At 55.1% G+C, this 12,794-nt stretch carries 15 protein-coding genes and 1 tRNA gene; 1 reads left to right on the forward strand and 15 read right to left on the reverse strand.

Translation table 11 applies throughout. The features are described 5' to 3' along the window. Positions 1 to 206 precede the first annotated feature (206 nt). From YA0848_RS27165 to YA0848_RS27225, 13 genes are all read right to left on the reverse strand, one after another. Positions 207 to 1,508, reverse strand: coding sequence for an STY4528 family pathogenicity island replication protein (locus YA0848_RS27165; protein ID WP_019816979.1), 1,302 nt, complete (start codon positions 1,506 to 1,508; stop codon positions 207 to 209). Then, complete coding sequence (locus YA0848_RS27170) at positions 1,505 to 2,200, reverse strand: DUF2857 domain-containing protein (protein ID WP_008437329.1); 696 nt, start codon at positions 2,198 to 2,200, stop codon at positions 1,505 to 1,507. Before YA0848_RS27170 ends, YA0848_RS27165 begins: the two co-directional genes overlap by 4 nt. A gap of 28 nt (positions 2,201 to 2,228) precedes the next feature. Further along, positions 2,229 to 3,995 (reverse strand): ParB family protein, encoded by a 1,767-nt coding sequence (locus tag YA0848_RS27175; RefSeq protein ID WP_198712592.1) that lies wholly within the window; start codon positions 3,993 to 3,995, stop codon positions 2,229 to 2,231. Beyond that, positions 3,992 to 4,228 carry an Arc family DNA-binding protein gene (locus YA0848_RS36465; RefSeq protein ID WP_008437327.1) on the reverse strand — a complete coding sequence of 79 codons (237 nt, stop codon included), beginning with the start codon at positions 4,226 to 4,228 and terminating at the stop codon, positions 3,992 to 3,994. Before YA0848_RS36465 ends, YA0848_RS27175 begins: the two co-directional genes overlap by 4 nt. Before the next feature lie 33 nt (positions 4,229 to 4,261). After that, positions 4,262 to 5,263: a nucleoid-associated protein YejK gene (yejK, locus tag YA0848_RS27185; protein WP_008437326.1), complete on the reverse strand. Its 1,002-nt coding sequence runs from the start codon at positions 5,261 to 5,263 to the stop codon at positions 4,262 to 4,264. Beyond that, complete coding sequence (locus tag YA0848_RS27190) at positions 5,263 to 5,502, reverse strand: type II toxin-antitoxin system HicA family toxin (protein WP_008437325.1); 240 nt, start codon at positions 5,500 to 5,502, stop codon at positions 5,263 to 5,265. Before YA0848_RS27190 ends, yejK begins: the two co-directional genes overlap by 1 nt. After that, positions 5,499 to 6,020 carry a hypothetical protein gene (locus YA0848_RS27195; RefSeq protein WP_008437321.1) on the reverse strand — a complete coding sequence of 174 codons (522 nt, stop codon included), beginning with the start codon at positions 6,018 to 6,020 and terminating at the stop codon, positions 5,499 to 5,501. The genes YA0848_RS27190 and YA0848_RS27195 overlap by 4 nt, the downstream gene beginning before the upstream one ends. A 180-nt stretch (positions 6,021 to 6,200) precedes the next feature. Continuing rightward, positions 6,201 to 7,550 (reverse strand): replicative DNA helicase, encoded by a 1,350-nt coding sequence (gene dnaB, locus YA0848_RS27200; RefSeq protein WP_044275348.1) that lies wholly within the window; start codon positions 7,548 to 7,550, stop codon positions 6,201 to 6,203. Beyond that, positions 7,547 to 7,765, reverse strand: a complete 219-nt coding sequence (locus YA0848_RS27205; protein WP_008437317.1) for a hypothetical protein — start codon at positions 7,763 to 7,765, stop codon at positions 7,547 to 7,549. The genes dnaB and YA0848_RS27205 overlap by 4 nt, the downstream gene beginning before the upstream one ends. Further along, positions 7,749 to 8,468, reverse strand: coding sequence for an HNH endonuclease signature motif containing protein (locus YA0848_RS27210; RefSeq protein WP_020301295.1), 720 nt, complete (start codon positions 8,466 to 8,468; stop codon positions 7,749 to 7,751). Before YA0848_RS27210 ends, YA0848_RS27205 begins: the two co-directional genes overlap by 17 nt. Beyond that, positions 8,465 to 9,166, reverse strand: coding sequence for a DUF2786 domain-containing protein (locus tag YA0848_RS27215; RefSeq protein WP_008437315.1), 702 nt, complete (start codon positions 9,164 to 9,166; stop codon positions 8,465 to 8,467). Before YA0848_RS27215 ends, YA0848_RS27210 begins: the two co-directional genes overlap by 4 nt. Then, positions 9,163 to 9,921 (reverse strand): hypothetical protein, encoded by a 759-nt coding sequence (locus YA0848_RS27220; protein WP_008437314.1) that lies wholly within the window; start codon positions 9,919 to 9,921, stop codon positions 9,163 to 9,165. The genes YA0848_RS27215 and YA0848_RS27220 overlap by 4 nt, the downstream gene beginning before the upstream one ends. Position 9,922: 1 nt before the next feature. Then, complete coding sequence (locus tag YA0848_RS27225; RefSeq protein ID WP_008437313.1) at positions 9,923 to 10,783, reverse strand: ParA family protein; 861 nt, start codon at positions 10,781 to 10,783, stop codon at positions 9,923 to 9,925. A 242-nt stretch (positions 10,784 to 11,025) separates the two neighbouring features. On the opposite strand from YA0848_RS27225, the gene YA0848_RS27230 reads away from it, so the two are divergent. Next, positions 11,026 to 11,102, forward strand: a tRNA-Pro gene (locus YA0848_RS27230). Positions 11,103 to 11,230: 128 nt separating this feature from the next. Here the strand turns inward: YA0848_RS27230 and YA0848_RS27235 are convergent. Together YA0848_RS27235 and YA0848_RS27240 are read right to left on the reverse strand one after the other, a co-directional pair. Beyond that, positions 11,231 to 12,529 carry an NAD(P)/FAD-dependent oxidoreductase gene (locus YA0848_RS27235; protein ID WP_034095826.1) on the reverse strand — a complete coding sequence of 433 codons (1,299 nt, stop codon included), beginning with the start codon at positions 12,527 to 12,529 and terminating at the stop codon, positions 11,231 to 11,233. Between the two features lie 60 nt (positions 12,530 to 12,589). Continuing rightward, entirely contained in the window at positions 12,590 to 12,763 is a 174-nt protein-coding gene (locus tag YA0848_RS27240) for a DUF3094 family protein (protein ID WP_034095827.1), read from the reverse strand. Positions 12,764 to 12,794 lie beyond the last annotated feature (31 nt).

Here is a 12,794-nt window from a genome sequence, read left to right on the forward strand (position 1 = left end):
CACAACACTTGCCGTGTCGCTGGCACGAATGCCGGATCCTGGGCAAGTGATTTGGGCCGAGTCACTTGCGTGGCGGCCGCGGCGTATTTCGGTTCCTGTCAGGGTGTTGCGGGCCGCAACACTTGCTGTGTAGCTGGCACAGATTCCGGTCACGACCGCTTCGCTCTGGGCCGCGTTACCACGATATTCTGGTTGTCCACCTGACATCATGGATGTGTACCCCGATTAGGCTTCAGCAGATGCAGCATTCCGCTGAGTGTGTGTTTTGCGGTTTGTATCGACTCAGGGCTACGCGTCTGCGTTAGCGTCTTCGTCGGCTGCTCTGCGCCCTCTGGCGGGGCTGAAGCGTCTTGACGCTCGGGGCTCGCTTTTGCCTTGTCGTCAGGGTTCCATTGGCTGTTGAAATCGCCGCGAACGGCCATGCCGACGAGCGTCATTAAGTATCCAAGCGGGTTTCGGACCCCTCCCGAGTCACAGCGGTGGACCCATTGTTTGATGAGCGCGGTTTTCAACTCTGCTGGAACCTTTTGCAGCGCCAGGACCGCGTTCTGTTTTTGCTCGACCGGTAGTCGATGCAGTGCACCGAGCAAATCGGCAGCGATGTCGTTTGGTGTGGGCGGTACATGTACAGAGCTTTTACAAACATCTTTGTGTGTATCTGTATACGTACTATATGAGTTCGGATGCCGAACTAAGTCCGAACTCAGTGATTTACGGCTGAGTTCGGCATCCGAACTCTGCTCCAAAGCGATTCGCTCTTCGCCTTTTTCACTGAGTTCGGTATCCGAACTCAGTGGAGATAGAGCTATATTTTGCTGAGTTCGGATTCCGAACTCAGTCGCTTTAAGAACGACTGGAGCCTGCGCTTTGGTCCAGGCCTGGCTATTCATGCGGGATTCGATGATGTCCAGCCTGCTAGGTAAGCGTTGGCCAACATCAGGATCAGCTGCAAATTCCTTCCAGGCAATTTCTGCCACTTCGCGAATCACCTTGGTCTGGTGCTGCATTGACTGCGCGAGTAGCTGCAAGTAGTCCTTGTCGAACTCTATAGCTTCGGCCGGTGTGACCGGTTCGTCGTGAAGCAGGTAGACGTTGCCTTGCACTTGTCCACTCAGATCATTGCGCACCCGTCGCCCCAGGCTAAGCCAACGGGTGAGACGTAAGGTCACTAATGCTTTTGATACAGTTTCACGCGAGGCAGGCCTACCGGGTTGCATACCCAAATATGGCCGCAGTTGGTCATAGGTAGGGAACGCCGTAAGGCCGTCGTCATTGATCAGTAGGCGAAATACCTGCCAGGTGTTTCTTTCAAGCGGGGTTAAGCGATCATCCAAAAGCAATCGGCGAGGAACCGTTTCGTGTGGGTTCCCGCTGAAAATAATTCCGGAGTAGGGGGAAGACCCTTCAATCCCCGGAGGCGCCGACTCTTTTTTCTGAAGCAAATGAGCTTCAAGGTGACCCGAGGCCGAGTCTAAAAGCGTCGACAAGGGAAGCCGAGACAACCTCATAATACAGAGTCACCTTCCACCGATGTCGCTGCAGGCTGTGCAAGTCGTTGAGAAGACACAAGCTGTAGCCTTCTCGGAAGGCCAGGGTTTGCAGGAGGGTAAAGCCCTTCCTTTATCCAGGACTGAATGCGATGCCAGATGATGGCCAGGCTGAGGTTTTCGTGGGTCTCATCTGGGCTAGTATCCTGTGGAGCATTGAGTTCCTCGGCGACCAACATGGCGATGTCCAGCAACGCGAGACTGTCGCCAAGCTCTACCTGATGCTCTTGCATTAGGTGCGTCCATCGGTACCAAAGCTGAGCGTCCATCTCCTCACTGAATTCGCGCCAACGGCCACGACGTGCCGTCACGCCGATCATTAGGCGTTGAAGGGCCACATCCTGCGGAGACAGCCCGAAGAACTGTTGCAGCATTTGAGTGGTCGCGCCAAGTCGCAGCGCACGTTCAATCATGCGCACTTCTTCATCAGAACGCTGCGCGCCTGACAGTAGTTTTTTTACCATGTCCCCATCAATGGTGACGTTGCACCAAGACACGGGAGTGTTAAGCAGCAAGCTCAGTACTGAAGGTTGTTGGAGCTGAGCCAATATCTCTGGCTCCAGGCCCATTTCGATGCAGCGCCGAAGTTGGCCATTACGCATGTGATGAAGCACCTGTGACAGGATTGCTTCATTTATTGGTGTCTTGGACATGACGACTCCCCCTTGTAGAGTCCGTGTGTTAACTGGCTGAATTCGGACCGTTGTTGGCGACTGACTGGATTTCCAGGTCAATCAAACGTCTTGCGAGACGAATAATGCGGAACAGCTTCACTAGAGCGCCGTCGCTGAGACGGCATTCACTTTCAGGGGGCTGATCTTTTGTGTGAGGCTGGCCCAGTAAGATCTGGCCCAGTCCGGCTGCGAACTCAAAGTCAGCCAACGCGTCGATTTGAAGCTTGGGTTGCTGCTGAATCATTTTCAGTACGATGGCCATCGAGCCGCTCAAAGACTGGAGCAGCGTCAAGGTATGTTGGGCTGTGGCAGTAATTTCGACTTCCGCTTCGGGGTGTCGGTAGCTGAACCCGACGCCACCATCGATATCGATAAATTGACCTGGGGCTTTGACCGAGCTGGCTATTTCGCGAGCCAATTGAGCGATGTGCTGACGCAGGGTCGCGGTATTGTCTATTTCGCGTTCGATGTACCAAAGGTCAGAAATGGGATTGAGTCCGCCAGCTTGAACAGGGATGGCCACCAAGGCATTGGAGGCGAAGTCGGGCAAGACCTCACCGTCAAGCGCAGCGAGCTCCCGTTTCATCTTGTCGACTCTGGGAGAAGTCTTCACAGGGCTCGCAACGTGCCCATCGATACGTGCTTGGCGCTCTTGTGGGCTCATTTGCTCCTGCGGAGTTGGGGCCAGTTGCTGTTGCACCCCTTGAGGTGAAGGACTCTCTTTGGAGGGCGTCGTCTTATGTGTGCTGCCCCCCGAAGTAGTAGGGGGTAGTTGTAGAGGGTTCTGATTAGCCTCAATGCCATTGTTCGAAACGTTAAGTTGAGTCCCCCCCTCAAATTGCGATGCAGGGTACTGTGGCAGCTCAAGAACCGGCGTAGACCGGCGCAATTGGTCCTGGTTCTGAGTGATTTCCAACAGTATTTGCTCGTAGCCGAGGTTCAGCGGCTTTTTAAGGTGATCTATCAGTTCGTCCTGAAATCGCTGGAATAGAAATTCTTCAGCGTCGCCCTCAAACTGGGACAGTACATCTTGGAAAAGCGTATCGAAATCAAGGTGCTGCTCCTGCTCTTGATAATTGCGATCCCAGCACTGAAGAGCTGTTTTGCGCAAAGACAGAAGCTTTATGATTCTGTCTACTCCCAGTCCAGAGTACAGCGCGCCTGGAATTGCTGGCAGTAAGTACCGAATGGTGTCGTGCATACGACTCAAGTGAGACGCGGAGACCGGGTAGCCATCCGCTGACAGCCGCCGTGAAAGCTCACGTAATGAGATAGACTCCCCTGCCTCTGTTTCATACAGCGCTCTCGCTTTTTCGACCCCAATAGCCCGCTCAATGAACAGGAGCTGGCCTTGGAGGTCGTTTTCAGCCAAGTGGCCGGTGAGCGAGATGATTTCGCCCCGAACGGCGTCCCAGGGTCGAAATAGGCAGTGAAACTTGAAGTACTTCTCGTCGCCGGTCTCACGATACAACTCGTTTAAAATTGCCAGGCGAGTGTTGCCGCCGTTGCGGATCCGGTACTTATCTTCCCCAGGTTTACGAGTGACGGGAGGTGGCGTATCGAGTCCCCGATTTCGTATCGACTCTTTAATTTCATCGTACTTCGGGTTACGAGTCGTCCTTGGGTTTTCGTCATACGGCAGCGTTTCGTCGAGAGTCAACAGCATGGGGGTATCGACGATGGGGTCGCTCATTCGCGCTGCCACCGGCGACTTCGATTCAAACGCCGGCAGCAACAGCTTATCTTTCATGGTTTGGGCCAAAGACGCTTTCATACTCTGGCTCCTGGCTGCTCATAAGCCGGGCTTGCCGCCAAAAGCTGGTCAATGATTTTCAAAGCACGATCCAGAGCAGCTTCAAGTTCGGCAGTTGTCTCCAGCCGATAAACAATTTCTGAGTTCATCGACCTGGCGTTTTCACGTGCTTCCAACGCGATGCGTTCGCGCATCCCGTCGGGCAGGCGAATAACGAATTTTTCTTCATGCAGACGCTGTGGTTTGTTACTCATGGTGGGCTCCGATGCCTAGGGTAGAAAGTGTGTTCAGCGACGTTTCAACTGATCAGTGAGTTGGGTAGGTAACCCCTTGATGACTAATGAATTGGACGCCTCGTCGTACTCGATCTTGTCCCCTAGCAGATGCGCTTCAAAACTGATGGACAAGCCTTCGGCACGGCCGGTGAACCGACGGAATTGGTTGAGAGTGCGTTTATCCAGGGGGATTTCCGGCGACAGGCCGTAGTCCTTATTGCGGATATGGTCGTAGAACGCCTTGGGGCGATCTTCATCGATCAAGCCTGACAGTTCCTCCAGGCCCATGGGTTCACCGAGCTTGGCCTGGCTGGTGGCGTAGTCCACCAGGGCCTTGGTTTTCTCGCGGGCCGATTCGTCTGGCAGGTCTTCGTTTTCAACGAAGTCGCTGAACGCCTTGAGGAGGGCGCGGGTTTCGCCCGGGCCGTCGACGCCTTCCATGCAGCCAATGAAGTCGCTGAAATACCCCGAGATCTTCTTACCGTTTTTGCCTTTGATGTACGAGATGTACTGCTTGGATTGCTTGTTGTTCTGCCACTCGGACAAGTTGATACGCGCTGCCAGGTGCAACTGGCCAACGTCCAGGTGGCGTGAAGGAGTGACGTCCAGATCGTCAGTAACCACCACGCCTTCACTGTGGTGGAGCAGGGCGACAGTTAGGTAGTCGGTCATGCCTTGCTGGTAATGGGCAAACAGTACGTGGCCACCGGTGGAGAGGTTGGACTCTTCCATCAGCTTTTGCAGATGCTCGACCGCCGTGTGGCTGAAGGCGGTGAAGTCCTGGTCACCTTCAAAGTACTGCTTTAACCAGCCGCTAAACGGGTGCGCGCCGGACTCGGCATGGAAGAAACCCCAGGCCTTGCCTTGTTTGGCGTTATAGCTCTCGTTGAGGTCGGCAAGCATGTTCTCGATGGCGACCGATTCGGATAGCTCCGAATCGCGTGCCTGGAGAACAGCAGGTGTGCCATCGGGTTTTTTGTCGATCAGGTGGACGATGCAATGACGGATAGGCATTAGATTGCCTCCTGCGAGTGTAGGGTTTGAGCTCGATCAGCACGACGAATACGGGCTTTGGCGTTGAGGCCTGAGCGGTAATCGCTTGCGGTTGATGAGGTGTAAATCGATCCAAGGCCAGATTTCGTGAACTTGATATGGCCACCTTGAGTGCGAGACACCGTCCAGCCATTCGCTTCAGCAAACTTCACGAGTACACGAAGGCTCTCGCTTTTTCCGCGTAGGAGATTGGTGGTCATAGCTCTGCATCCCTGTCTGCCAGAACGTTACCGGTCTGGATCGCGATGATTTCAGCCTGATCGCCAGGAAACTTGGTACCGAGCTCATGCAAAAAGTGACGCGTAGCCTCACGTGCTCCAGGCACGCGGAACACCACGCTGCAGTGCTGAACTTCCGCGGGGTGTTGCAGGTGAGACATGACGGCCACTTTCAGCGAGCAGCACTGGAGGTAGCGGGGCACCCAAACCGACCAGAAGTAGCTGGATAGCAAGGCGCCCGCACAGAGCAGTTCAACGGTAATTGTTGCGCTGGGCGTGTTGGTCAGCTCGACGTAGCCGAGCTTCTCAAACTCCAACAGATCCTCACGCATGCTCATTGGGACCACGGTGCTGTGGTCACGAGCAAGGCGGCCGATCGCTTGAGCTAATGCGTCGAGCTCCACCGGGTTGATCCCAGATTTATGGGCATGAGCCACAGCAGAGGCTTCGAACACGGCACCGGCATGGATACTAGGAAATAGCTCGGCGCTACTGTGCATCCGACACCTCCTGAAGCTCCTCGATGTCATAGCTATTGCAAGTAGGGCAAATAAGCTCGTCCACTTCACCGCCGGGTAAGGCTGGAGCGCCACTCACTTGATGTTTCGGGTGGTGGCTATCGCATTGAAGGCACCAGTGAGTGATGCGTACGAGAGTATTCATCGCTGAGGTGTGCTTTTTCATAGTTGAGCCCCTTGCCAGCCGGCGTTGGGACTGAGGTTGGCAAACCGGGTCTGATTGGCGATGAAGGCTGTTCGTACGGTCCCAGTTGGGCCGTTACGCGCCTTGCCGAGAATGATTTCTGCAATGCCTTTGTGTTCGCTCTGAGGGTGGTACACCTCGTCCCGGTAGACGAACATAATCAGGTCCGCGTCCTGTTCAATCGCACCGCTATCACGCAGGTCTGCGTTGATCGGACGCTTATTTGGCCGTCGCTCCAGTTCTCGGTTGAGCTGGGAAAGCGCAACCACCGGGCAATTCATCTCTTTCGCTAGGGCCTTGAGGGACTGGGATATAGCGCTGATCTCGTTGGCCCTGTTTTCCTGACCTGGGCAGCGCATGAGCTGCAGGTAATCGATCAGGATCAAGCTCGGGTGTCCGAAGCGACGAGCTGCTCGACGAGATTTAGCTCTGATTACTGCAGGCGTGAGCGCTGATGAGTCGTCGATGACCAGCCGCTCTCCATAGCCATTAATACGAGAAACCGCTGCAGTCAGCTTCGGCCAATCATCATCATCGAGCTTGCCCTTCAATAGCCTGCCCAGATCGATATGGCCTAGGATGCCCATCAATCGATACATCAGTGCTTTGGCCGGCATTTCCATGCTGAAAACCTGAACTGTACGATCAAGCTTTGCCTGCAGAGCCGTATCTATGAAGTTCAAGGCCAGAGAGGTCTTCCCCATAGACGGGCGCGCGCCGAGGATGATCAGGTCGGCTTTTTGAAAACCCGACGTCAGCTCGTCCAGGTCCTCCAGGCCTGAAGGCAGGCCGGTCACGGTGATATTGCCGTTGAAATGTTCGTCTATTTGTTCGACGACGTTCGTCAGGCATTGGTTGATATTGACGAATTCCGTTGCGCTCTTGCCTTCACCCAGAGCGAACAGTTGCTGTTCAATTGATTCTTGAACATCCTCCGCACTTGCCAACGGGTCTGTCGCCTCGCGAGAGCATTGGTATCCAAGGGACATGAGCTGTCTGAGCCGAGAGCGATTACGCACGATGGATGCGTAATGCTCGATGTTGGCTACAGACGGCGTGTTTTTGGCCAGCTCGCCCAGATAGCTCAGCCCTCCGGCTTCGTCTGGCTCCTCCAACGCGTTGTGGACGGTGACGATGTCGAACGGAATGGACTTGTCAGCAAGGCTTGCCATTGTCCGGAACAGCAACCGATGGTCGTGTCGGAAAAAATCAGAGGCATCCAGTTTGTCTGCGACGAGATCCCAGGTGTTGTTGTCGAGCAGTAGCCCACCTAACACACCTTGTTCAGCCTCTACGGAGTAGGGAGGTGAGAGGTCAAGGTGATTCATTTCCCAGACTCCTGGCCTATCTGAAGAAAACCACTCCCGTTGCGTGCCCCCAGGGCTTTGACCATGTCGACTTCAACCTTCGCTGAATTGATCATGACCTGAGCAACCTCGGCAACCGCTTTGGCCCGTTCGATTTCCATTGGTCTTTCTGGGTCCAGGAGGCTCTCGATCGCGACGAACAGGTGATTACGTAGATCTTCAATCTTGTTCTTCATGTTCAACCTCCCGGATGGTGCGTTTGAGTTTGCCGATAGCGCGTATTGCGGATTTCAGCTCTTCCGGATACCGATGAATGGTGTTCCGACGCATACGTTCTGCTCTCGTCAGCAACTCCAGGTTATTCAGGGCTATATGGGCCTTGTTGCCGTCCTTGAAGCACACGCACATGTTTATAGGGACTGGTCCGTGATGCTCCTCCCAAAGCAGTACATGCACGGCTTTCCAGTCAACGGGTGGGTAACCGGTATCGGTGATTTTCTTCTGCTGATAACCGTCAGGAGTTGTGCGCAGGCTGCCAATAGGCAGCCAGTTCCCCGGTTTATTGCCGGCCTTAAACTGCGTCTGAGTCATACGGCCAGAGGAGGGGAGCCCCTTAAGGCCCTTATTCCATGGGACGGATCCCTTGGGAAAGCGGAATTCTGCGCCCAACTTGCCGTCAAGCCGGCCACAGAGACTACTGCGAAGAAACTCGGCGCTTTTGCTCAAGCCCAGCCGTTTGGCTTTGGCATAGACCTGATAGACGCTGAGCCCCAATTCGGCGGCTAGGACCTGAGTCGGTTCATTGGGATAGCGGGCAATGAGCGAGCGCTCTTCTGCCTCACTCCAAACATGGTGTTTGTGAACCGGGGCAAGCCCAAGTTGGGATCTGGCTTGTTCCAGCGCCGCCATGGCCAAAGGTGAAAGCGAATGAGTTCTCATTGGCTCCCTCCATGCCCAAGGGCTCCTTGTGACTGCTGTCCGACACCACGATGCAGCCTGGCATGCTTGCCCTGGTCCCATCCCGCTTGCAAAGAGCGGGTGTCATGACCTTTGGCTTCGATGGGCTTGATAATGGCTAGCGTTAGTTTTGGATGATGCCATTCCAGGTAGGCTTGGATCTCCAGCGCAGTGTTTTCGTCTATCCCACCTGCAAACTGGTTCACCTTAGAGGCGACGGCATTGAGCCAGCCCTCGGCAAACAGTTGGCCGCGGTGACGTTTGGTTTTCAGTTGGCAGCGCTTCTGCTGGGCAACATGAGCTCGTCGGGCTGCGACAAGCTGGTGATGCAGCGTTGAATAGGTGTGAGCTGCCAGATCGGGTGAAATACCTTTCCCCAAGAACTTGAAGGACCAGCCAAGTAGCGGATTGAAATACGCCAAGTGGCTGCAATCGAAGGCTTGGGAACAGATTGAGGCCAGGTTGTGCAGCCAATCCTGCGGTGCCCGACGGGTTTTGGTACCCACAATGGATTCTTCGATTGTATGGGCAGCGACTTCGGTGTGTTCCAAGTTGTACTGATTCATCAAATGGCGAGCTTGACGAAGTGCAATTTCCACTTCGTTTGGGGCAGCGCCTTGTGACTTGGCCAGCGCCATGAGTTTGGCGACCTTGCTGAGGACTTTTTGCTTGTCCATCATTCACCCCCTTCCTGTTGGAGGCGGGGGGAGAGCGCCTCTGACCACAGGCGAAGTGTTTCTTCCTCATCAGCAGAGAGGTGAGTCCGGGCAAGGCAGTCCGCAACCTTCTGTTTCAGGGCATCAAGGCGGTCTTGAACACTTGACCCATCGTCGTAAGCAATCTCTTGCTCAACAGCTTGCACAACGTCATTACGAAGAGAGAGAACCGTGCTTATCCAAAAAGCACTTGGGCTGGTCCAGCCAATGAGCTTTCGAGTTCTGGCAGGCGACAGGTAATCACGGAGCCTGAGATTGAACTCCCTAGGGGAATAACCATTCCTGAAAACGTCTGCTCGATTAAGCGTCAGCGCTGTTTTAAGAATATCTAGAAGAGGGTCCAAAGCCGTTGGCTCAGGAGCAAAGGGTTCTAAATATGTTTCAGCTACCAGGCGTTTGGCTTCGGCATATCGACTTTGCTGACGGCGTTTGGCTTGGTTTTCGTCGCGGCCGCGCTTTTCCTTCGCGTGCTTAATGTTCGAGTTCACTGACTCGATAAGCTTCGCGGCGTCCTGCAAAAGCTGAAGCTGGTCAACGCTCAACTGAGCGCCAATCCGACCGGGTAATTGGTAACCGCTTGTCAGGGCTCGGATTTCTCGTGCGGTTCCACTGAGCTTGGCTTGCAAGCTGCGCAATTGCTGAGCGCTGTAGTACTTGCCAACCTCTAGGATGAGGTTTGCAGTAATACTGCGGGCGTCGGTAATGGAGGGCTTCGCCATTTCAACGACCCTCCCTCACCAAGTTAGCTACCTTTTCCTCGGTCATGGCCTCGAAGCGGTCACGCCATTCTGGAAAAAGCTCAATGGCCAATTGGCGGATCACGACAAGGGCTGCAGGGGATATGCGGTTGGAAGGCTGTCTGTATTCCAAGCGGTGTACTGGGACGCCCAGGGATGAACTGTTACGAAACACCACTGCGGAGGGGACGACGCATTCCAGAACGTTGATTTCGTCATTGTCCTGGAAAATTTCCCGTACCGACTGCTCGATCATTTGCGCGTCGGTGGTTTGGTCGAGATTGTTGACGACGATCCGCACAGGAGGGATTTTCATGCCCAGGCGCCCATAGGCGCGCAGGCCGTCCAGCATCTGCATGGATCCCCGGCTGAACTCCCGTGCAGCGAGCATATTGGGCGGAAGTGGGGATATGACCAAATCAGAGGCTAGGACCACCATTTCGAGCATTGCCGACCTGGCGCCTTGGGTGTCAATCAGTACCAGGTCGAAATGATCTTTGAAGCCCGGCATCAGGTTGGCGAGTCGCAACCGTCCGTCAGGTGCTTGCAGGATCAGGCTGTTCAGTTGGTTGTTGATGTCGTTGGAAATGACAAGCGACAGGTTTGGTATCGTGGTGCTGGATATGATCTTGGCTGATTCGGTGATATTGAATGCCAGCAGGTCGTAGATGCCTCCTTGAGCTTCATCGACCAATTGGTAATACGAGGAGAGCGAAGGCTGTGCAGGATCTAGGTCGATCATGAGCACGCGCAGGCCTGCATCCGCACAAAAAGCGCCGAGGTTGGCCTCGATGGTAGTTTTGCCTACGCCGCCTTTGGTCGAAACGACCGCAGAGATTTTCATGGTTTGGAGCCTCTAATGTGGGTTCATTAGAGGCTGCGAGGCCACGGAAACAGCTATGTGTAGCGAACACGATCCTGGGCTATGAAGCACTAAAACCAATTGTCTTTTAACCAATTGGTCGTAGGTTCGAATCCCACACGACCCACCATTTTTGAAACCAGTTAACGCTGGGATCAGATCTTAAGATCAGAGGCCAAAAGCACTGATCGAATAAGGCGACTGAAAGGTCGCCTTTTTATTACCGGGGTATAGCGCAGTCCGGTAGCGCGCCTGCTTTGGGAGCAGGATGTCGGGAGTTCGAATCCCCCTACCCCGACCATGTTAAAAATCCTCGTATCGAAAGATACGGGGATTTTTTTTGTGCGCGCAAAAACTCAAAAGTTTGGCTGGTCACATGTGAAGAGGGGGCTTGCTCTCATATCGAGCAAGCCCCCTCTGGCCTTACTGTCAGTGCAACTTGAGCCTCGGCTCCGTCCCACGTCCGATCCTGCTGCCCAACATCAGCATTGCCGTGCGGAACACGCCGTACAGCGCCATCTGGTGCATACGGTAGAGCGATACATAGAACATCCGCGCCAGCCAACCCTCCAGCATCACACTGCCAGTCAGGTTACCCATCAGGTTACCCACCGCCGAGAATCGCGACAGCGAGATCAGCGAGCCGTAGTCGGTGTACTTGTACGTCGGCAATTGTTTGCCTTCGATCCGAAGCTTGAGGGATTTGGCCAACAGCGACGCTTGCTGATGCGCGGCCTGGGCCCGTGGCGGGACGTTACGGTCAGTGCCCGGCTGCGGGCAGGCCGCGCAATCCCCAAAAGCGAAAATGTTTTCGTCGCGGGTGGTTTGCAGCGTCGGCAGCACTTGGAGTTGATTGATGCGATTGGTTTCCAGGCCGTCGATGTCCTTGAGGAAGCCCGGCGCGCGAATCCCGGCAGCCCACACCTTCAGGCTGGCCGGAATCACCTGACCGCTGCTGGTGATCAGCGCATCAGCCGTTACTTCGCTGACCGCCGAATTCGTGAGCACCGTCACTCCCAGTTTTTCCAGGGTTTTATGTACCGGGCCGCCAATGCGCTCCGGCAGGGCGGGCAGTACTCGTGGACCGGCTTCGATCAACGTGATGTGCATGTTCTCTGGCTTGATCCGGTCCAGGCCATAGGCCGCCAGTTCATGGGCGGCGTTATGCAGTTCTGCGGCCAGCTCTACACCGGTCGCACCGGCGCCGACGATGGCGACGCTGATTTTTTCCACCACATCGGTCTGCCCGGCATGGGCGCGCAGGTAGTGGTTGAGCAATTGTTGGTGAAAGCGCTCGGCCTGTTTGCGGGTATCGAGGAACAGGCAGTGTTGCGCCGCGCCTTCGGTGCCGAAATCGTTGGTGGTGCTGCCGACGGCGATCACCAGGCTGTCATAGCCCAACACGCGCGCAGGGACCAATTCGCGGCCTTCTTCGTCGAGGGTGGCGGCCAATTGGATTTTCTGCTGCTCACGGTCGAGCCCGCTCATGCGCCCCAGCTGGAACTCGAAGTGGTTCCATTTCGCCTGGGCGACATAATTGAGTTCATCTTCCGAAGAGTTCAGAGAACCGGCAGCCACTTCATGCAGCAGGGGTTTCCAGATATGGGTCAGGTTGGTATCGACCAACGTGATGTTGGCGGTACCGCGCTTGCCCAGAGTCTTACCCAGGCGGGTAGCCAACTCCAGGCCGCCGGCGCCGCCGCCGACGATAATAATACGATGGGTCATGGGGATATCTCGCAAGGCTAAAAGAAATCGGTGCGGTTACCCCCGCGAGCGCCAGGCAGCTCATAGCGTCAGGTAACTCAAAAGACGGCTCAGCAGCCCGAGCCCGATCACTGCGACCAGCACCACACAGAGGAGCAGCCAGGGCCTGAAAGGCTTGCGCTCGACTCTGTGCTGGGAGAGTTGCAGGTATTCTTCGACACGTTGTTGGTCTTCGGGTTTCAGGCGGCTGGTCATAAAGGCCTCGTCAGGTAGACGTTGCAAAGGG

This window comes from Pseudomonas sp. S4_EA_1b (genome assembly GCF_016307435.1).
Lineage (GTDB): Bacteria > Pseudomonadota > Gammaproteobacteria > Pseudomonadales > Pseudomonadaceae > Aquipseudomonas > Aquipseudomonas rhodesiae.

Coding starts and splice junctions, on each gene's coding strand:
- YA0848_RS27205 (WP_008437317.1), bottom strand. CDS start 7,765: ATGAAGAACAAGATTGAAGATCTACGTAATCACCTGTTCGTCGCGATC.
- YA0848_RS27210 (WP_020301295.1), bottom strand. CDS start 8,468: ATGAGAACTCATTCGCTTTCACCTTTGGCCATGGCGGCGCTGGAACAA.
- YA0848_RS27190 (WP_008437325.1), bottom strand. CDS start 5,502: ATGACCACCAATCTCCTACGCGGAAAAAGCGAGAGCCTTCGTGTACTC.
- YA0848_RS27240 (WP_034095827.1), bottom strand. CDS start 12,763: ATGACCAGCCGCCTGAAACCCGAAGACCAACAACGTGTCGAAGAATAC.
- YA0848_RS36465 (WP_008437327.1), bottom strand. CDS start 4,228: ATGAGTAACAAACCACAGCGTCTGCATGAAGAAAAATTCGTTATTCGC.
- YA0848_RS27215 (WP_008437315.1), bottom strand. CDS start 9,166: ATGATGGACAAGCAAAAAGTCCTCAGCAAGGTCGCCAAACTCATGGCG.
- YA0848_RS27165 (WP_019816979.1), bottom strand. CDS start 1,508: ATGAGGTTGTCTCGGCTTCCCTTGTCGACGCTTTTAGACTCGGCCTCG.
- YA0848_RS27235 (WP_034095826.1), bottom strand. CDS start 12,529: ATGACCCATCGTATTATTATCGTCGGCGGCGGCGCCGGCGGCCTGGAG.
- YA0848_RS27170 (WP_008437329.1), bottom strand. CDS start 2,200: ATGTCCAAGACACCAATAAATGAAGCAATCCTGTCACAGGTGCTTCAT.
- dnaB (WP_044275348.1), bottom strand. CDS start 7,550: ATGAATCACCTTGACCTCTCACCTCCCTACTCCGTAGAGGCTGAACAA.
- YA0848_RS27175 (WP_198712592.1), bottom strand. CDS start 3,995: ATGAAAGCGTCTTTGGCCCAAACCATGAAAGATAAGCTGTTGCTGCCG.
- YA0848_RS27225 (WP_008437313.1), bottom strand. CDS start 10,783: ATGAAAATCTCTGCGGTCGTTTCGACCAAAGGCGGCGTAGGCAAAACT.
- YA0848_RS27195 (WP_008437321.1), bottom strand. CDS start 6,020: ATGCACAGTAGCGCCGAGCTATTTCCTAGTATCCATGCCGGTGCCGTG.
- yejK (WP_008437326.1), bottom strand. CDS start 5,263: ATGCCTATCCGTCATTGCATCGTCCACCTGATCGACAAAAAACCCGAT.
- YA0848_RS27220 (WP_008437314.1), bottom strand. CDS start 9,921: ATGGCGAAGCCCTCCATTACCGACGCCCGCAGTATTACTGCAAACCTC.